Source organism: Streptomyces naganishii JCM 4654 (assembly GCF_014650575.1).
Classification (GTDB): domain Bacteria; phylum Actinomycetota; class Actinomycetes; order Streptomycetales; family Streptomycetaceae; genus Streptomyces; species Streptomyces naganishii.
The window spans coordinates 22,557-41,159 of record NZ_BMVF01000023.1; the positions used below are offsets into that span (position 1 = coordinate 22,557).

16 protein-coding genes are annotated in these 18,603 nt (G+C 73.1%); 8 read left to right on the plus strand and 8 right to left on the minus strand.

All coding sequences use genetic code 11. The annotated features are described in order from the left end of the window. Nucleotides 1-20: 20 nt before the first annotated feature. The 4 genes from IE217_RS30065 to IE217_RS30080 form a co-directional block, all read right to left on the minus strand. A complete protein-coding gene (locus IE217_RS30065) occupies nucleotides 21-1,226 on the minus strand; it encodes a serine hydrolase domain-containing protein (protein WP_190181179.1) in 1,206 nt (401 codons plus the stop codon). A gap of 85 nt (nucleotides 1,227-1,311) precedes the next feature. Then, nucleotides 1,312-2,079, minus strand: coding sequence for an energy-coupling factor ABC transporter ATP-binding protein (locus IE217_RS30070; protein ID WP_190181112.1), 768 nt, complete (start codon nucleotides 2,077-2,079; stop codon nucleotides 1,312-1,314). Then, a complete protein-coding gene (cbiQ, locus tag IE217_RS30075; protein WP_190181113.1) occupies nucleotides 2,067-2,828 on the minus strand; it encodes a cobalt ECF transporter T component CbiQ in 762 nt (253 codons plus the stop codon). Before cbiQ ends, IE217_RS30070 begins: the two co-directional genes overlap by 13 nt. A 1-nt stretch (nucleotide 2,829) precedes the next feature. After that, nucleotides 2,830-3,882 carry an energy-coupling factor ABC transporter permease gene (locus tag IE217_RS30080; protein ID WP_190181114.1) on the minus strand — a complete coding sequence of 351 codons (1,053 nt, stop codon included), beginning with the start codon at nucleotides 3,880-3,882 and terminating at the stop codon, nucleotides 2,830-2,832. 169 nt (nucleotides 3,883-4,051) lie between these two features. Between IE217_RS30080 and IE217_RS30085 the strand changes: the two genes are divergently transcribed. Next, complete coding sequence (locus tag IE217_RS30085; protein ID WP_190181115.1) at nucleotides 4,052-4,414, plus strand: SsgA family sporulation/cell division regulator; 363 nt, start codon at nucleotides 4,052-4,054, stop codon at nucleotides 4,412-4,414. A 42-nt stretch (nucleotides 4,415-4,456) separates the two neighbouring features. Here IE217_RS30085 and IE217_RS30090 read toward each other — a convergent pair whose 3' ends face one another. The 3 genes from IE217_RS30090 to IE217_RS30100 all read right to left on the minus strand — a co-directional run bounded on the left by IE217_RS30090 (nucleotide 4,457) and on the right by IE217_RS30100 (nucleotide 9,780). Beyond that, on the minus strand, nucleotides 4,457-6,130 hold the full coding sequence (locus IE217_RS30090; protein WP_190181116.1) for a penicillin-binding transpeptidase domain-containing protein: 1,674 nt from the start codon (nucleotides 6,128-6,130) through the stop codon (nucleotides 4,457-4,459). 173 nt (nucleotides 6,131-6,303) lie between these two features. Next, a complete protein-coding gene (locus IE217_RS30095; protein ID WP_190181117.1) occupies nucleotides 6,304-7,926 on the minus strand; it encodes a penicillin-binding transpeptidase domain-containing protein in 1,623 nt (540 codons plus the stop codon). A gap of 105 nt (nucleotides 7,927-8,031) precedes the next feature. Further along, nucleotides 8,032-9,780, minus strand: coding sequence for a dolichyl-phosphate-mannose--protein mannosyltransferase (locus IE217_RS30100; protein ID WP_190181118.1), 1,749 nt, complete (start codon nucleotides 9,778-9,780; stop codon nucleotides 8,032-8,034). Between the two features lie 131 nt (nucleotides 9,781-9,911). On the opposite strand from IE217_RS30100, the gene rsmI reads away from it, so the two are divergent. From rsmI to IE217_RS30130, 6 genes are all read left to right on the plus strand, one after another. After that, a complete protein-coding gene (gene rsmI / locus IE217_RS30105; RefSeq protein ID WP_190181119.1) occupies nucleotides 9,912-10,757 on the plus strand; it encodes a 16S rRNA (cytidine(1402)-2'-O)-methyltransferase in 846 nt (281 codons plus the stop codon). 373 nt (nucleotides 10,758-11,130) lie between these two features. Continuing rightward, entirely contained in the window at nucleotides 11,131-11,562 is a 432-nt protein-coding gene (locus IE217_RS30110) for a hypothetical protein (protein WP_190181120.1), read from the plus strand. Nucleotides 11,563-11,665: 103 nt separating this feature from the next. Then, complete coding sequence (locus tag IE217_RS30115) at nucleotides 11,666-12,538, plus strand: TatD family hydrolase (protein WP_190181121.1); 873 nt, start codon at nucleotides 11,666-11,668, stop codon at nucleotides 12,536-12,538. A gap of 118 nt (nucleotides 12,539-12,656) precedes the next feature. Then, nucleotides 12,657-14,060, plus strand: a complete 1,404-nt coding sequence (locus IE217_RS30120; RefSeq protein WP_190181122.1) for a resuscitation-promoting factor — start codon at nucleotides 12,657-12,659, stop codon at nucleotides 14,058-14,060. A 30-nt stretch (nucleotides 14,061-14,090) separates the two neighbouring features. Further along, nucleotides 14,091-14,981, plus strand: a complete 891-nt coding sequence (gene rsmA, locus IE217_RS30125) for a 16S rRNA (adenine(1518)-N(6)/adenine(1519)-N(6))-dimethyltransferase RsmA (protein WP_190181123.1) — start codon at nucleotides 14,091-14,093, stop codon at nucleotides 14,979-14,981. Continuing rightward, nucleotides 14,978-15,907 carry a 4-(cytidine 5'-diphospho)-2-C-methyl-D-erythritol kinase gene (locus tag IE217_RS30130; RefSeq protein ID WP_190181124.1) on the plus strand — a complete coding sequence of 310 codons (930 nt, stop codon included), beginning with the start codon at nucleotides 14,978-14,980 and terminating at the stop codon, nucleotides 15,905-15,907. Before rsmA ends, IE217_RS30130 begins: the two co-directional genes overlap by 4 nt. 16 nt (nucleotides 15,908-15,923) lie before the next feature. On the opposite strand, the gene IE217_RS30135 is transcribed toward IE217_RS30130, so the two are convergent. Then, nucleotides 15,924-16,514 (minus strand): Uma2 family endonuclease, encoded by a 591-nt coding sequence (locus IE217_RS30135; RefSeq protein WP_190181125.1) that lies wholly within the window; start codon nucleotides 16,512-16,514, stop codon nucleotides 15,924-15,926. Nucleotides 16,515-16,671: 157 nt separating this feature from the next. On the opposite strand from IE217_RS30135, the gene IE217_RS30140 reads away from it, so the two are divergent. Beyond that, nucleotides 16,672-18,495, plus strand: coding sequence for an ABC-F family ATP-binding cassette domain-containing protein (locus IE217_RS30140; protein WP_190181126.1), 1,824 nt, complete (start codon nucleotides 16,672-16,674; stop codon nucleotides 18,493-18,495). Nucleotides 18,496-18,603 lie beyond the last annotated feature (108 nt).

Below are 18,603 nucleotides of genomic sequence, written 5' to 3' on the forward strand. Positions count from 1 at the left end.
GGACCGGGCCGGCGGGTGGCTCAGGCCTCCGCGGAAGCCGGCCTTCGCCCGGATATCGCCGCCGCCACCGCCCGGACCAGGGCCTGCGCCCTCGGGTCCGCCGTGACGCCGGAGCGGAAGCCGTTGGTGACGTAGCCGAAGGCGATGCCCGACTCCGGGTCGGCGAAGCCGAGGGAGCCGCCGCGTCCGGGGTGGCCGAAGGAGCCGGGGGCCAGCAGCGGGGACGCGGCGCCGTGCAGCATGTAGCCGAGGCCGAACCGGGTGCCGACCACGAGCACGCGGTCCGGCCCGGCGGAGTGCTCCGTGCGGGCCAGTTCCGCCGTCGCCGGTGTGAACAGGCGGGTGCCGCCGTCCACTTCGCCGATGAGCGAGGCGTAGAAACGGGCGAGTCCGTCGGCGGTGGCGATGCCGTTGGAGGCGGGCAGGACGGCAGCCCGGTAGGCGGGGTCGTTCTCCTCGGGCAGCGGCGTGATCGCGGCGAAGGCGCGCCGGGTGAGCGAGTCCGGGTCGGCGTAGGCCTCGGCGACCGCGCGCTTGGGGCGCGTCCTGAGGGTCCTCAGACCGCCCGCGGGGGCGGGCGCGTCCACGGGCCCGACCCGGCCCACGCGTCCCGTCTCGTCCGCGGGCAAGCCGACCCACAGGTCGGCGCCGGCCGGTCCGGCGATCTCGCGCGCGATCCACTCGCCGATGGGCCGGCCCGTGACCCGGCGGACCAGTTCGCCGGTCAGCCAGCTGTATGTCTGCGCGTGGTAGCCGTGGTCCGTGCCCGGCTCCCACGCCGGCGCCTGCGCGGCGACGGCCTCGGCGCCGAGTACCGGGTCGGCGGCCTGCTCCGGGGTGAGCGGACGGTCGAGCGCGGGCACCCCGGCGCGGTGCGCGAGCAGATCGCGTACGAGGGTGTGCTCCTTGCCCGCCGCCTTGTACTCGGGCCAGTACGTCCCAACCGGCGCGTCCAGGTCCAGCTCGCCGCGCTGGTGCAGCAGCAGGAGTACGGCCGCGGCGACGCCCTTGGTCGCCGAGCGCACGATCTGCGCGGTGCCCCGCTCCCAGGGCGCCGAGCCGGGGACGCCGTCGAAGTCCTTCGTGCCCGCCCAGAGGTCTGCGACCTTGCGCCCGTGCCGGTAGACGGCCACCGCCGCGCCCCGCTCGCCCCGCGACGCGAAGTTCTCCGCGAACGCCTCCCCGACCGGCTCGAAGCCCTCGGCCACCGCGCCGTGCACGTCCACGCCCACGTCCGCCGTCCTCTCTGCACTGCTGCCTGCGACAGTGGGTGCAACAAGCACGTACCGCCCGCGATTCCTGGGCGCGGTGTCAGGCGCCCATGGTCACGGACCGGGGGTCGAAGCCGAAGGGCAGCTCCAGCCGGTGGGCGCGCATCAGGTCGTCGTCGCCGAGCAGCTCGCCGGTCGGGCCGTCCGCGGCGATCACCCCGTCGCTCAGGACCAGCGCACGCGGGCACAGCTCGAGCGCGTACGGCAGGTCGTGCGTGACCATGAGCACGGTCACGTCCAACGAGCGCAGGATGTCGGCGAGTTCGCGGCGCGAGGCCGGGTCGAGGTTGGACGAGGGCTCGTCCAGGACCAGGATCTCCGGCTCCATCGCCAGCACGGTCGCCACGGCCACCCTGCGGCGCTGGCCGAAGGAGAGGTGGTGCGGCGGACGGTCGGCGAAGTCCGCCATGCCGACCCGCTCCAGCGCGGTGCGCACCCGCCGCTCGAGCTCCGCGCCCTTCAGTCCGGCCGCCGCCGGGCCGAACGCCACGTCCTCCCGCACGGTCGGCATGAACAGCTGGTCGTCCGGGTCCTGGAAGACGATGCCGACCCGCTGCCGGATCTCGGCCATGTGCTTCCTGCCCACCGGCAGCCCGGCCACCGTCACCGTGCCGGCGCCGCCGGTCAGGATGCCGTTGAGGTGCAGTACGAGGGTCGTCTTGCCGGCGCCGTTCGGGCCGAGCAGCGCGACCCGTTCGCCGCGCGCGACGGTGAAGTCCACGCCGAACAGGGCCTGGTGGCCGTCGGGGTAGGCGAAGGCGAGGCCGGAGACCTCGAGGGAGGCAGGTGCAGTCGTCACAGGACCCATCCCAGCAGACACACGACGAGGGCGGCACAGGGCAGGGCGAGGGCGTACGACCACTGCGCCCGGGACGCGGTCACCTCGTCGATCACCGGCATCGAACCGGAGTAACCGCGGCTCACCATGGCCAGGTGGACCCGCTCGCCGCGCTCGTAGGAGCGGATGAACAGCGCGCCCGCGGACTTGGCGAGCACGCCCCAGTGCCGCGGGCCGCGCGCCTCGAAGCCGCGCGACTCACGGGCGATCCGCATGCGCCGCATCTCGTCGGTGATGACGTCGCCGTAGCGGATCATGAAGGAGGCGATCTGCACCAGCAGCGGGGGCAGCCTCAGGCGCTGCAGGCCCAGCAGCAGCTCCCGCAGCTCGGTGGTGGCGGCGAGCAGCACGGAGGCGGCCACGCCGAGGGTGCCCTTGGCGAGCACGTTCCAGGCGCCCCACAGGCCGCTCACGCTCAGGGACAGCCCGAGCACGTCCACCCGCTCGCCCTCGGCGACGAACGGCATGAGCACCGCGAAGGCCACGAACGGCACCTCGACCAGCAGCCGCCGCAGCAGGAAGCGGGCGGGCACCCGCGCCGCCGCGGCGACGGCGGCCAGCAGTACGGCGTAGAGCGCGAACGCCCACATCGCCTCCCGCGGGGTCGACACCACGACCACCACGAACGCGAACGCGGCGGCCAGCTTGGTGTGCGGCGGCAGCGCGTGCACGGGCGAGTGCCCGTGCCGGTACAGCCGGTGCGCGTGGCCGGCGCCCATCTCAGGCTGCCCCGGCCGTGGAGGACCCGGGGGCGGCCGTACGGCGCCTGCGGACCACGTAGAAGACGGTGCTGCCCGCGACGACGGTCGCGCCGACCCCGATCACCCCGGCGAGGCCGCCGGACAGGCGGGCGTCGGAGACGTCCTCGACGCCGTAGCCGGCGAGCGGGGAGCCGGCGGAGGCGTGCCGCTGTTCCTTCTTGTCCATGCCCTGGTCGTGGGCCACCTTCTCCAGGCCGTCGGGGCTGGCGGAGGCGTAGAAGCTGACGAAACCGGCGAGCACCAGGGACGCGACCAGGCCGGTGATCCACAGCTTGCGGTGGGACCGGGCGGCGGCCGGTGCCGGGGCGGGCGCGGCGGCGGGGACGTCGACGAGTTCGCCGCCCACCCGCAGCTTCAGCCGCTGCTCCAGGCCCCGCGCCCCGTGCACCAGGTCGGGCCGTACGGCGATGACGGCGCCGACGGTCAGCGCGGTGATCACCGCCTCGCCGACGCCGATGAGCACGTGCACGCCGATCATGGCGGTGGCGACCTTGCCGATCGCCACGTCCGTGGTGCCGCCGAGCGCGTAGACCAGCGTGAAGGCGACGGCGGCGGCCGGCACCGAGACCAGCGCGGCGGCGAAGGAGGCGACGGTGACCGAGCGGCGGCGGCGCGGGAGCACTTTCACCAGGCCGCGGAAGACGGCGTAGGCGACGACGGTCGTGACGATCGCCATGTCGGTGATGTTGACGCCGAGCGCGGTCAGGCCGCCGTCGGCGAAGAGGACGCCCTGCATGAGCAGGACCACGCTGACGCACAGGACCCCGGTGAAGGGGCCCACGAGTATCGCGGCGAGCGCGCCGCCGAGGAGGTGGCCGCTGGTCCCGGCCGCGACCGGGAAGTTGAGCATCTGCACCGCGAAGATGAACGCGGCGACCAGGCCGGCCAGTGGCGCGGTCCGCTCGTCGAGTTCGCGGCGGGCGCCGCGCAGGCTCACGGCGAGGGCGCCGGCGGCGACGACTCCGGTCGCGGCCGAGGTGGGGGGGTTGATGAATCCGTCAGGCACATGCACCGTTCGATGATAGTGGCTTGTTGCGAACGACTTGCAAGAGCGAGTGCGTCCTGACTCGGTCCCGGTCGGGATGGACGGGGTTCGAGAGGCGCAATCAGGGAAATATGCGACATTGAAGGAAGAGGATGAACAGCTTCCGCAGAGGTCACACGGCGTGAGGGGTCGTCCGATGTCGGTAGTCGAACAGTACGAGCGTGCGCACATAGTCACGGACCACGACATCCAGGACGACCGCGACGCGGTCCCCGTCGTGCTGCGCTACGACCCGCGGGACGACCCCCGGCTGGTGCGGATCGGTCTGCCCGGGGCCCATGAGTACGCTTTCTCGCGCTCCCTGCTCGAACAGGGACTGCGCTCCCCGGCCGGCACCGGTGACGTGCGGGTATGGCCGTGCGGGCGGGTGCAGGCGGTGGTCGAGTTCCACTCGCCGCAGGGTGTCGCGGTGGTGCAGTTCGACAGCGGGGCGCTGCTGAGATTCCTCCGGCGCACCTACATGGCGGCGGCGACGGCCGCGGCCGTCGCACACCGCTGACGCCTCCGGGTGCGTCAGCCGCCCGTCTTCAGGGGCCCGTCTTCAGGCGCCCATCTTCAGCAGGGCCGCCACGATCGGGCCGGCCGTGTCGCCGCCGTGGCCGCCCGCCTGGACGACGCCCGCGGCCGCGAGGTCGCCGCGGTAGGCGGTGAACCAGCCGTTGGGCTTCTTCTGGCCGTCGACCTCCGCCGAGCCCGTCTTCGCGCCGTAGTCGGGACCGAGACCCGCCATGGCCTGGGCCGCCGTGCCGTAGGCGGCGGTGTACCGCATCAGCTCGCGCAGCTGGGAGAGCGTCGAGGCGGACAGGGTGCGCGAGGCGGTGGCCAGCTGCCGGTGGTCGACGGACGGGGACACCAGGTACGGCTGGTGGAAGGTGCCCGACTTCACGGTCGCGGCCACCGAGGCCATGTTCAGCGGGTTCATCCGCACCCCGCCCTGGCCGATGAGCGAGGCCGCCATCTGCGCCGCCGACTGCACGGGCACCGAGCCGTCGAAGGACGGCACCCCGATCGCCCAGTTGTCCAGGGACAGCCCGAAGACCTCCTGCGCCTGCCGGGTCAGGTCGGAGTTCTGCAGCTTCTTGGCCTGGCTGATGAAGGCCGTGTTGCAGGAGCGGGCGAAACTCGCCTTGAAGGTGCCGCCCTTGATCTCGAAGTCGTCGTCGTTGTGGAACTTCCAGCCGCCGTAGGTGAACGTCTTCGGGCACGGGTGCTGCTTCTCGGCCGACGCCAGGCCCTTGTCGATCAGCAGCGAGGAGGTGATGACCTTCATCGTGGAGCCCGGGGCGAGGGAGCCCTGGAAGGCGGTGTTGAAGCCGTGGCCGGTGTTGGCCACCGCCAGGATCTCGCCGGTGGACGGGCGCAGCACCACCACCGAGGCGCGGTCCTGCTCGGCCACCCGCTTCTCGGCGGCGGCCTGGAGGGTGGGGCTCAGCGTCGTCCTCACCGTGCCCGGGGTGCCCTTGCTCAGCTCGGCGAGCGTCTTGTCGGACAGCTCCGCCTTCTTCGACGCCGCGCCGCGGACCACCCGCAGTTCGACGCCCGCCTTCCCGCCCGCGGTCTTGCCGTACTTCTCGCGCAGCCCGTCCAGCACCGTGCCGAGCGAGGGGTACTTGGCGGCGGTCAGCTCGCCGCCGTCGCGGTCCAGGGCCTTCACCGGCGGGGTGCCGGACTCGCCCGTGACCAGCGTGTCGCCGTCCTTCAGCTCCGGGTGCACCACGGCGGAGTGCCAGTCGACGACCGGCCGGCCGTCTTCGGCGCGCCGCACGACGGTCAGCGCGCTGTCGTACGCCAGCGGCTTGCTCAGGCCCTTGTACGAGACGGTCGCCTTCACCGAGAAGGGGACCTTCGCGCCGCTCGGCGTGCCCTCGGTGAGGGTGACGTCCTTCAGGTGCGCGTCCTTGGAGTACCCGGTGAGCAGGGCGCTCGCCGCCGCGGAGTCGCTGGTGGCGGCCGCGGCCTCGGCGGTCCTGCCCTGCTGCCAGGCCGTCAGGAAGCGCTCGGCCGTGGTGCGGACCTCGGCGGCCGACGGGGGACCGGTCTCGACGTTCCTGGTGCGGGCGGTGGAGGCGTCCTGCGAGCGGCCCTCGGCCGCGGCCCCGCCGCCGTACAGCGCGTACCCGCCGACGCCGGCGCCGCCGACGACCGCGGCGATCACGCCGCCGACCACGAGGGGTCCCGTCCTCCGTCGCTCGGCGACGCGCCTTCTCTTGCCCACTGCCTTCCGTCCTCCGCCAGTACCCGGGGCGCCCCCGCTGCCCTCGCAGCCTCACACTCGTCAACGACGGCAACCACCCTAGAGTCCCGTTCTCGCGGAACGCCCCCGGGCACCTGTCCGTAGCCAAGCTGGGACATTGGGAGCGCGTCCCCGCCGGGCCGGCGCGGGCCGGTTCAGCCCGCCGCGCGCAGCACGGCTGCCACGATCGGGCCGGCCGCGTCGCCGCCGTGGCCGCCCTCCTGGGTCATGGCGGCGGCCGCCACGTCATTGCGGTAACCGGTGAACCAGCTGTTGGACTTGGCCTGCCCGTCGACCTCGGCGGAGCCGGTCTTCGCGCCGATGCTGCCGCTCAGCCCGGACATGGCGACGGCCGCGGTGCCGGTGGTGGCGGTGCGGCGCATCATCTGCCGCAGCTGGGCGACCGTGCCCCCCGGCAGGCCCTGGGCGCGGGCCAGTTCCCGGTCGTCCAGACCCGGCGCGACGAGCACCGGCTGGCGGAACTCGCCCGTCATCGCGGTGGCTGTCACCGACGCCATGTTCAGCGGGCTCATCTGGACCTGGCCCTGCCCGATCAGGTTGGCCGCGGTGTCCGGTCCGCCGGAGGCGGGGACCGAGCCGTCGAAGGAGGGGATGCCGGTCTTCCAGTTGTCCCGGCCGAGCCCGAAGCGGTCCTGCGCCTCCCTGGTCAGGGAGTCGACCTTGACGGCGTCGGCGTACTTCACGAACGCCGTGTTGCAGGAGCGGGAGAAGCTGTCGGAGAGCGTGGCGTGCTCGTCGGGCCGCATGCCCTTGAGGTTGTGGAAGGTCTGGCTCTGCCACACCGCCTGGTCCGGGCAGGGCGCGGGCCCGGCCGCGCTGGTGATGCGGTTGTCGATGAGGGTGGCGGCGCTGATGATCTTCATCGTGGAGCCGGGGGCGAGCCGGCCCAGGAACGCCGCGTTGAAGGCGTCGTCGCGGTGGTTGGCCACGGCCAGCACCTCGCCCGTGGACGCCTTGACGGCCACGACCGAGGACTCGGCGTAGCGCCGCACCGCCTGCTCGGCCGCGGCCTGCGCGCTCGCGCTGAGCGTGGTGCGCAGCTTGCCCGCCCTGCCCTTGGCGAGGGTGATGAGCGGGGTCTCGGCCGCGTTGGTGTCGGCGTGGCGGATGCTCAGCTCGACGGCCGGGGTGCCGCCGGCCTTGTCGCCGTACTTGGCCCGCAGCTCGTCCAGGATCGGCCCGAGCGAGGGGTAGTCGTCCTTGGTCAGCACGGTGCCGTCGCGGTCGACGGCCTGGATCGGCGCGGCCTCGGACTCGCCGGTGACCAGCGTGTCGCCCTTGCGCAGCTCCGGATGGACCACCGAGGGCTGCCAGTCGACGAGCGGGCGGTGGGTGCTGGCGCCCCGCACGACGCTCAGCTCACTGCGGTAGGCGAGCGGCTCGGACCTGCCGCCGTAGGAGACGGTGGCCTTCACGGAGAACGGCACGGTGGCGCCGGTGGCGGGCCCGGGCGTGATCCGTACGCCGGTGATGTGCGCGGCGCCCCCGTAGGCCGAGAGCAACTCGCCGGCCGCCTCGGGGAAGTTGGTGTACGAGGCGGCGGTGGCCGCCTGCCCCTTCTCCCAGGCCGCGAAGAACTTCGCCGACGTGTCCTTCACCTCGTCCGCACCAGGCGGCCCGGTCCGCACCGGCTGCGCCCCGCCGACGACCGAGTCGCCGTTCAGCGCGGACACGAAGGTGACCACCCCGTACCCTGCCCCTCCCACCACAGCGGCGAGCACCGAGCCGATCACGGCGACCTTCGCCCCCTTGCGCATACCGCACTCCCCTCCCCGTGGCCAACCCACGCACTGTAGGTGGCCGGAGAGGCTCCTGTGACGGTTGTTTTCGGATGTTCTCCGAACAGAGATCAGCCCGCTGACTCAAACCCAGGTATCCAGCCACATACGTGAACGCCATTGCTCGATCGGGATGGACGTGCCGGTGTAGAGCGGCCAGAAGTAGATGAAGTTCCAGGCGATCAGGAGGACCAGGACGCCCGTGGCGGTGGCGCCGGCGACGCGGCGGGTGTCGCCGGCGCCGGGCGGGCCGATGACCGCGCCGATCAGCATCGTCACGGCCAGGCAGAGGAAGGGCACGAAGACGACCGCGTAGAAGAAGAAGATCGTGCGCTCCTGGTAGAGGAACCAGGGGAGGTACCCGGCCGCGACGCCGCAGGCGATGGCGCCCGCGCGCCAGTCGCGGCGGAAGAACCAGCGCCACAGCACGTACACCAGCGCCGCGCACGCCACCCACCACAGCACCGGGGTGCCGATGGCGAGCACCTCGCGGGCGCACTTGCCGCCCGCGTTCGCCGGGCAGCCGTCCGTGCCGGGGGAGGGCGACTCGTAGAAGTACGACACCGGGCGGGCGTCGACGATCCAGCTCCAGGGGTTGGACTGGTAGGTGTGCGGCGAGGACAGGCCGACGTGGAACTCGTAGACCTCGTGCTCGTAGTGCCACAGGCTGCGCAGCCAGTCCGGCAGGAAGGTCCAGTCGCCGCCCTTGCCTGCGGTGGCCGCCCAGTCGCGGAAGTAGCCGCCGTCGCCCTTGTCGGAGGAGCGGATCCAGCCGATCCAGGAGACCAGGTAGACGGCGGTCGCGACCGGGACGGTGGCGAGGAACGTGATGCCCGTGTCGCGCCTGAGGACCGTCGCGTACGGGTGGCGCGCGCCGGCCACCCGGCGGGAGCCGGCGTCCCACAGCACCGCCATCACGCAGAAGGCGGCCAGGATGTAGAGGCCGTTCCACTTGGTGCCGATGGCCAGGCCCAGCATCAGCCCGGCCGCCCAGCGCCAAGGGCGCCACCCCAGCCGGGTCGACTCGGCGGTGTCCGCGTCGGGGCGGACGCGGCCGTCCGCGTCGGCCGGCAGCGCGGCGGCCAGCCGTTCGCGCGCCCGGTCGCGGTCGATGAGCAGGCAGCCGAAGGCGGCCAGCACGAAGAACATCAGCACGCCGTCGAGCAGCGAGGTCCGGCTCATCACGAAGTGCAGGCCGTCCAGCGCCATCAGCGTGCCCGCCACGCAGCCGAGGAACGTGGACCGGAACAGGCGGCGGCCGATCCGGCACAGCATCAGCACCGAGAGGGTGCCGAGCAGCGCGGTCATGAAGCGCCAGCCGAACGGGTCGAACCCGAAGAGCAGTTCGCCCAGGCCGATCACGTACTTGCCGACCGGCGGGTGCACGACGTACGCCGCCTCGGTGGGCAGCTTGACGTGGCCGCCCGAGTTCAGGATGAGGTTGTTGGCGTTCTTGTCCCAGTTGAGCTCGAAGCCGCGGTGGACGATCGCCCACGCGTCCTTGGCGTAGTACGTCTCGTCGAATATCACCGCCTTCGGGCTTCCCAGGTTCCAGAAGCGCATCACGCCCGCCATCAGGGTGACCAGCAGCGGGCCGCCCCAGCCCGACCAGCGGGCGAGGCGGTCGCCGAGCGTGCGCGGGAAGCCGAGCGCCGCCCACAGGCGCGCGCTGGGCGCCGTGTACGGCGGCACCAGGCGCTCGCGTACGTCGCTTGCGGGCCCCGCCTGCCCCGCCGTGTAGCCGAATCGGCGCAGCCGCTGCTGCCACGACGGCCGCTGGTCGTGCGGGGCCGGTCCCTGCCGGGTGTCCGTGGAGGACGCGGTACTGGTCACCGCGCCATCGTAGGGAACGGGGCTGTGCGAGTCCCGTGCATGCCGCATCCGGTGCCGAATGCGTCCGCCCGCACCCGGGGCCGGTGCGGGGTCCGGGAGGGTGCCGTCCGGGGCTTGAGAGGATGGGACGCGTGACTGGAACCCTTGTTTTGGCGGGCACCCCCATCGGCGACGTCCAGGACGCGCCGCCCAGGCTCGCCGCGGAGCTGGCCGGCGCCGACGTGGTGGCCGCCGAGGACACGCGGCGGCTGCGCAGGCTGGCGCAGGCCCTGGACGTCACGCCCGGCGGGCGGATCGTGTCCTACTTCGAGGGCAACGAGTCCGCCCGCACCCCGGAACTGGTCGAGGAGTTGCTCGGCGGCGCGCGGGTGCTGCTGGTGACGGACGCGGGCATGCCGTCCGTGTCCGACCCGGGCTACCGGCTGGTCGCGGCGGCCGTGGAGAAGGGCGTGCGGGTGACCGCCGTGCCCGGGCCGTCCGCGGTGCTCACCGCGCTCGCGCTGTCCGGGCTGCCGGTGGACCGGTTCTGCTTCGAGGGGTTCCTGCCGCGCAAGGCGGGCGAGCGGCTGACCCGGCTGCGGGAGGCCGCGGCCGAGCGGCGCACGCTGGTCTACTTCGAGGCCCCGCACCGGCTCGACGACACCCTCGCCGCGATGGCCGAGGTCTTCGGCGCCGACCGGCGTGCCGCCGTGTGCCGCGAGCTGACCAAGACCTACGAGGAGGTACGGCGCGGCGGCCTCGCCGAGCTGGCCGCCTGGGCCGCCGACGGCGTGCGCGGTGAGATCACGGTCGTGGTCGAGGGCGCCCCGGAGAAGGGCCCCGAGGAGATCGGCGCGGACGAGCTGGTGCGGCGGGTGCGGGTGCGCGAGGAGGCCGGCGAGCGCCGCAAGGAGGCCATCGCGGCGGTCGCGGCGGAGGCCGGCGTCCCCAAGCGCGAGGTGTTCGACGCGGTGGTCGCCGCCAAGCACGCGGGCTGACGAACGCCGCCGCGCGATCGGCCGCCGTGCGATCGGCCGGCACGCGATCGACTGCCGTGCGATCGGCCGGCACGCGATCGACTGCCGTGCGATCGGCCGGCACGCGTTCGCGGGTGCGGCGCGCGCCGGTGAGAGAGGTGGCTCACACCCGCTCTGAGCAGGACGTATCTCTCATGAGCGTGCGCCCCATGAGGGGGTAAACGGCTGGGCGGAAAGGCAAAGCGACACCTGCCGTCCGGGCGACCCTTTGGCAAGCAACCGCCAAATCGCCTCCAACACTCGGCAGGCCTGGTGCGTTCGGCCAGGTGAAGTCGTCCACTGGGGGAAAGGGACGCATACCCGTCCCTTCGTCCAGCGGACACGAGGAGCTGGCATGAGCGAGAGCGCAGGGCAGACCGGCCACCGCGGCACGGCCACCGCCGTCGTCAACGAGTCCTACTCCTTCGCCTGCATGCGATGCGGGCACGGGTGGGAGCAGGCGTACGAGATAGAGCACCACACCGACGCCGACGGCAACGAGTTCGTGCTGTACGTCGTGGAGGGCAGGGTCGTCCCGTCCCCGCTGACCAGGCCGAGCTGCCAGAACTGCGACGGGCAGGTCGTGCGGATCATGCGGGCGGGCCAGGTGTCCTCCGTGCAGCACCACCTGCACGAGCACGAGCGCCGGCACCAGCCCCAGGCCGGACCCGTGGTGTCCCCGGCGTCCGAGTCCCCGTCCGGGGAGGAGGCGGCGGACCGGAAGCAGGGCGACCACCACTGGCACCTGTCCGACCTCCTGCACCCCTTCCACCACAAGGCGGGCTGAGCCGCCCCCGGTCTCCGGCGCGAGGCGGGCCGGTCCGGCCCCCGCCTCCTGCGTGAGGCGGGCTGGTCCGGCCCCGGGTGTGCCCCTTTCGTACGATCGGGGCATGCCCTCCGACAAGAACGCGGCGCCCCCCTCGCCCGAGCCCCTGCGCACCCCGGTCGCCGACTCCCACACCCACCTGGACATGCAGTCCGGCACCGTGGAGGAGGCCCTGGCCAGGGCCGCGTCCGTGGGCGTGACGACGGTCGTCCAGGTCGGCTGCGACGTCAAGGGTTCGCACTGGGCCGCCGAGACGGCCGCCGCGTACGACAACGTCCACGCGGCGGTCGCCCTGCACCCCAACGAGGCCCCGCGCATCGTCCACGGGGACCCCGACGGCTGGTCGCGGCAGGGCGCTCGCGAGCCGGGCGGCGACGCCGGGCTCGACGAGGCCCTCGCCGAGATCGACCGGCTGGCCGCGCTGCCCCACGTCAAGGGCGTCGGCGAGACGGGACTGGACTACTTCCGCACCGGCCCCGAGGGCAAGGCAGCCCAGGAGCGCTCCTTCCGCGCCCACATCGAGATCGCCAAGCGGCACGGCAAGGCCCTGGTCATCCACGACCGCGAGGCCCACGCCGACGTCCTGCGCGTCCTGCGGGAGGAGGGCGCCCCCGAGCGGACGGTGTTCCACTGCTACTCGGGCGACGCCGACATGGCGCGCGTCTGCGCCCGCGCCGGCTACTACATGTCCTTCGCCGGCAACGTCACCTTCAAGAACGCCCAGAACCTGCGGGACGCCCTCGCCGTCGCCCCGCTGGAGCTGGTGCTGGTCGAGACCGACGCGCCCTTCCTGACGCCGATGCCCCACCGCGGCCGGCCCAACGCGCCCTACCTGATCCCGCTCACCGTGCGCGCCATGGCCGCCGTACGCGGGGTCGACGAGGACACGCTGGCGGCGGCCCTCGCCGCGAACACCGCACGCGCCTTCGGGTACTGACTCCATCGGGCCACCACTGTGTGTGGTCGCGCCGTTTTGGAGAGTGACGGGCGCTCCGCTAGGTTCTGGGGGCCCGATCCGGACTCCCGGACTCCTCGGACCCCTGGAGTGTGCCTGCGTGAGCAGATCGCCGTACGAGACGACGTACGACACGGCGTACGGGACGGCGTACGGGACGGCGTACGAGCCGACGCAGCAGGTGACCTACGAGCCGTACGAGCCGCCCCATGAGTCCCGCGAGCTCTACGAGCCGCACGAGGCCTACGGCTCCTACGAGGCGTACCACGCCGCCGACACGCTGCCCTATGGCGACACCTACCGCCCCGCTCACGAACGCCGCACCGAGCCGGACCCGGTGCTGCCCCGGCAGGCGGGCGGCGGCGGGCGGCGGGGCGCGCGGCGGCGCCGGGCCCGCTGCGCCGAGCGCCCGGAGGCCGGCGTGCGCAGGCTGCTGCCGCAGGCGCTGGTCGTCGCGTTCCTGGCCGGCGGCACCACCGCGTTCGTCGCCAAGGACAAGGCGGTCGAGCTCGACGTCGAGGGCCGCTCCCGCACCCTGCACACCTTCGCCGACGACGTCTCCGAGCTGCTGGCCGAGCAGGGCGTGCCGGTCGGCCCGCACGACGAGGTGGTGCCCGGCCCCGGCACGGCGCTGGCCGGCGGCGACGAGATCGAGGTCCGCTACGGGCGCCCGGTCCGGCTCACCCTCGACGGGCAGCGGCACGAGGTGTGGACGACCGCGCGCACCGTCGAGGGAGCGCTCAGGCAGCTGGGGGTGCGCGCGGAGGGCGCGTACCTCTCGGTCGCGCGCTCCCGGCCCATCGGCCTTGCCGGGCTCGCGCTCGACGTGCGCACCGAACGCTCGGTCACGATCATGGCGGACGGCCGGGCGCGCACGATCCGCACCAACGCGGCTACCGTGCGCGAGGCGGTCGAGGAGGCCGGGATCACCCTGCGCGGACAGGACGCCACCTCCGTGCCGCCCGGCAGCTTCCCGCGCGACGGGCAGACGGTGACCGTGCTGAGGATCACCGGCACCCGGGAGGTGCGCGAGGAGCCGATCCCGTTCGTGGTGCGGCGCACCGCCGACCCCACCCTGTTCAAGGACACCGAGGTCGTCGACCGGGCCGGGCAGCCGGGCGTGCGCCGGGTCACCTACTCCCTGCGCACCGTCAACGGCGTCCGGCAGCGGCCGCGGCGGCTGGGCTCGGAGGTGGTGCGCGAGCCGCGCGCCCAGCTCGTCCGGTACGGCACCAGGCCCCGGCTGCCGTCGGTGCGGGGCGCCGAGCACCTCGACTGGCAGGGGCTCGCCCGGTGCGAGTCGGGCGGCCGGCCGGACGCGGTGGACTCCTCCGGCACGTACGGCGGGCTGTACCAGTTCGACACCGGAACCTGGCAGAGCCTCGGCGGGTCCGGCCGTCCGCAGGACGCCTCGCCGGAGGAGCAGACGTACCGGGCGAAGAAGCTGTACGTGCGCCGCGGCGCGAGCCCCTGGCCGCACTGCGGGGACCGCCTGCGCTCCTGAGCCCGTCCCCGGCCCCCGTACCCTGGTGCGGTGAGCAGCCCCACCCCCGACGCCCTCCTGGGCCCCGCCGACGTCCGCGAACTCGCCGCGGCCCTCGGCGTGCGGCCCACCAAGCAGCGCGGCCAGAACTTCGTGATCGACGCCAACACCGTCCGCCGCATCGTCCGCACCGCGGGCGTACGCCCCGAGGACGTGGTCGTCGAGGTCGGCCCGGGGCTCGGCTCCCTCACGCTGGCCCTGCTGGAGGCGGCCGACCGGGTCACCGCCGTCGAGATCGACGACGTGCTGGCCGCCGCGCTGCCCGCCACGATCGCCGCCCGCATGCCCGGCCGCGCGGACCGCTTCGCCCTGGTCCACTCCGACGCCCTGCACGTCACCGAGCTACCGGGCCCCGCCCCGACCGCGCTGGTGGCCAACCTGCCCTACAACGTGGCCGTCCCGGTGCTGCTGCACATGCTCGACACCTTCCCCGGCATCGAGCGCACCCTCGTGATGGTGCAGTCGGAGGTCGCCGACCGCCTCGCCGCCGCGCCCGGCTCGAAGGTGTACGGCGTTCCGTCCGTCAAGGCGAACTGGTACGCCGAGGTCAAGCGGGCCGGGGCCATCGGCCGCAACGTCTTCTGGCCCGCGCCGAACGTCGACAGCGGGCTGGTGTCCCTGGTCCGGCGGGCGGAGCCGGTCAAGACCACCGCCACCAGGCGCGAGGTCTTCGCCGTCGTCGACGCGGCCTTCGCGCAGCGCCGCAAGACCCTGCGCGCCGCGCTCGCCGGCTGGGCCGGTTCGGCCGCGGCCGCGGAGGCGGCCCTGGTCGCCGCCGGGGTGTCGCCGCAGGCGCGCGGGGAGTCGCTGACCGTCGAGGAGTTCGCGCGCATCGCGGAGCACAGGCAGCCCGTGGAGAACAAGGAGTCCGGCAACCAGTGAGCGTCCCCGCCCCCGTCCCCGCCGCAACGCCCGCCGCGGTCACCGTCCGCGTCCCGGCCAAGGTCAACGTCCAGCTCGCGGTCGGCGCGGCCCGCCCCGACGGCTTCCACGACCTGGCGAACGTCTTCCTCGCCGTCGGCCTGTACGACGAGGTCACCGTCACCGAGTCCGACGAGCTGCGGATCACCTGCTCGGGCCCGGACGCCGGCCAGGTCCCCCTGGACCGCACCAACCTCGCCGCCCGCGCGGCCCTCGCGCTCGCCGGGCGCCGGGGCATCGACCCGGCGGTGCACATCCACATCGCCAAGGACATCCCGGTGGCCGGGGGCATGGCGGGCGGCAGCGCGGACGGGGCGGGCGCGCTGCTCGCCTGCGACAGGCTGTGGCAGGCGGGCGCCTCCCGCGCCGAACTCCTGTCCATCTGCGCCGAGTTGGGCAGTGACGTGCCCTTCAGCCTGGTCGGCGGGGCCGCCCTCGGCACCGGGCGCGGCGAGCAGTTGCGGACGCTGGAGGCCGGCGGGACCTTCCACTGGGTGTTCGCGGTCGCCGACGGCGGGCTGTCGACCCCGGCGGTCTACGGCGAGTTCGACCGGCTGAACGAAGGCGTACGGGTCCCCGAGCCGACGGCGTCCGAGGCCCTGCTCGCCGCGCTGGCCAAGGGCGACGCGGAGGCGCTGGCCGCCACGCTCGCCAACGACCTCCAGCCGGCCGCGCTCTCCCTGCGCCCGTCCCTCAGGGACACCCTCGAGGCCGGCCGCGCGGCCGGCGCCCTGGCGGGCCTGGTGTCGGGCTCGGGCCCGACGACGGCGTTCCTCGTCGGGGACGGCGACACGGCCGAGAAGGTGGCACAGGCCCTGACCGCCTCGGGCACCTGCCGCACGGCCCGGGCCGCCGTGGCCCCGGCACTTGGGGCCACGGTGGTGTGAGGGACGGGCGCGAGCGCTAGAGCTCGTCGATTGCAGTGAGGTCGATGTCGATGGCGTAGGGAACGTCGACCTTGATGCGATCGTGATAAATGCCCGTCAGAGCGTACGTGCCAGTGACGTGCGCCAGTTCGTACACCTCAATGACCGGGTGGAGATTCGGATTGGCCATGTCGACCAGCCAGAAATGGCGGATACCCGCTGCGGCATATTTGTGCGGCTTGGTGTGACGATCACGGGACTCCGACTCCGGAGAAACGACCTCCACGGCCATCACCACGTCCTCGCCCATGAAGCGAGTCTGAAGAGGTCCCTTCTTCGCCTCGGCCCTCACGACGGAGATGTCCGGCTCAGGGCCATTGCGCCGGTCCAGCACCACGGTCATCTCACGAGCGACTTTGAAATCGGACGGAATGGTCCTTCTCAGGCCGCTCACCAGCAGATCGATCGCGGTGAAATGGAAATAGCGCTGCGGGCTCACAAGCACCAGACTCCCGTCGATCAGCTCGGTGTGCGGCGGGAGATCAGGCAGTGTGAACAGATCGTCCACGGTGTAACCGTCCGTCGGCGGCATCGGCCAACGCGACTGCTCGACGGACTCGGCGGTCATGGTTCCTCCCATGGACGGGATCCTGTTGCCTGCTCTCCACGGTAGCGGCCCGTTCGCGATCACGTCATCACAAAGGGTGACGTAGCGCTCGCTCTCCGACCCCACCCCCGGAGGCCCTACGCTTGAAGGCTGATCGATCCCCCCGGGCAGGAGTGAAATGGCCGTCAACCTGGTCAGTGTCGAGAACGTCAGCAAGGTGTACGGAACCCGTGCCCTGCTCGACGGTGTGTCGCTCGGCGTGTCCGAAGGGGACCGGATCGGGGTCGTCGGGCGCAACGGCGACGGCAAGACCACCCTGATCCGGATGCTCGCCAAGCTGGAGGAGGCCGACACCGGCCGGGTCACGCACTCCGGCGGGCTGCGGCTCGCGGTGCTCACCCAGCACGACTCGCTCGACCCCGCCGCCACCGTGCGGCACGAGGTCATCGGGGACCTCGCCGACCACGAGTGGGCCGGCAACGCCAAGATCCGCGACGTGCTGACCGGGCTGTTCGGCGGCCTCGACCTGCCCGGCTTCCCCAAGGGCCTCGACACCGTCATCGGGCCGCTGTCCGGCGGCGAGCGGCGCCGGATCGCGCTGGCCAAGCTGCTCATCGACGAGCAGGACCTGATCGTCCTGGACGAGCCGACCAACCACCTCGACGTCGAGGGCATCTCCTGGCTGGCGCGGCACCTGCGCGAGCGGCGCTCGGCGCTGGTGTGCGTCACCCACGACCGGTGGTTCCTCGACCAGGTCTGCACCCGCATGTGGGACGTCCAGCGCGGCGACGTCCACGAGTACGAGGGCGGCTACTCCGACTACGTCTTCGCCCGCGCCGAGCGCGAGCGCATCGCCGCCACCGAGGAGGCCAAGCGGCAGAACCTGGTCAGGAAGGAGCTGGCCTGGCTGCGGCGCGGCGCGCCCGCCCGCACCTCCAAGCCGCGCTTCCGCGTGGAGGCCGCCAACGAGCTGATCAAGGACGTGCCGCCGCCCCGGGACAGCAGCGAGCTGATGAAGTTCGCCTCCTCGCGGCTGGGCAAGACGGTCCTCGACCTGGAGGACGTGTCCGTACAGGCCGGCCCGAAGGTGCTCCTCAAGCACGTGACCTGGCAGCTCGGTCCGGGCGACCGCGTCGGTCTCGTCGGCGTCAACGGCGCCGGCAAGACGTCCCTGCTGCGGGCCATGGCCGACGCCGTCCGCAGCGAGGGCGAGATCCAGCCCGCGGCCGGCCGGGTCGTCGTGGGCCGCACGGTCAAGCTGGCGTACCTCTCCCAGGAGGTCGCCGAACTCGACCCCTCCTGGCGGGTCCTGGAGGCCGTGCAGCGGGTGCGCGAGCGCGTCGACCTCGGCAAGGGCCGGGAGATGACCGCCGGTCAGCTGTGCGAGACCTTCGGTTTCACCAAGGAGAAGCAGTGGACGCCGGTCGGCGACCTGTCCGGCGGCGAGCGGCGCCGGCTGCAACTCCTGCGCCTGCTCATGGACGAGCCCAACGTCCTCTTCCTCGACGAGCCCACCAACGACCTCGACATCGAGACCCTCACCCAGCTCGAGGACCTCCTCGACGGCTGGCCCGGCTCGATGATCGTCATCTCCCACGACCGGTTCTTCGTCGAGCGCACCACCGACACGGTGTACGCGCTCCTCGGCGACGGCACCCTGCGGATGCTCCCGCGCGGCATCGACGAGTACCTCGAGCGGCGGCAGCGGATGGAACAGCAGGCGGCGGCCGCCGCCTCCGCCCCGGCGCCCGCGCAGGACAGGGCAGGAGCCGAGAAGAGCGCGGCCGGGCTGCGCGCGGCGAAGAAGGAACTCCAGAAGATCGAGCGGCAGTTGGACCGGATCTCGGAGAAGGAGTCCGGGCTGCACGCTCGGATCGCCGAGAACGCCACCGACTTCGCGAAGGTCGCCGACCTCGACGCCGAGCTGCGGGACCTGGCGGGCGAGCGCGAGGAACTGGAGCTGCGCTGGCTCGAACTCGCCGAGGACGCCCAGGGCGCGTGAGGGCCGGCGCGCGCGCCGTGTGAAGGGCGTGTGAGGGCGCGTAACGGAGGCATCACAGCCCGGTCCTCCCTTGGGAACAGGGGCGGACGCGGGCCGGTGGGCCGTCGG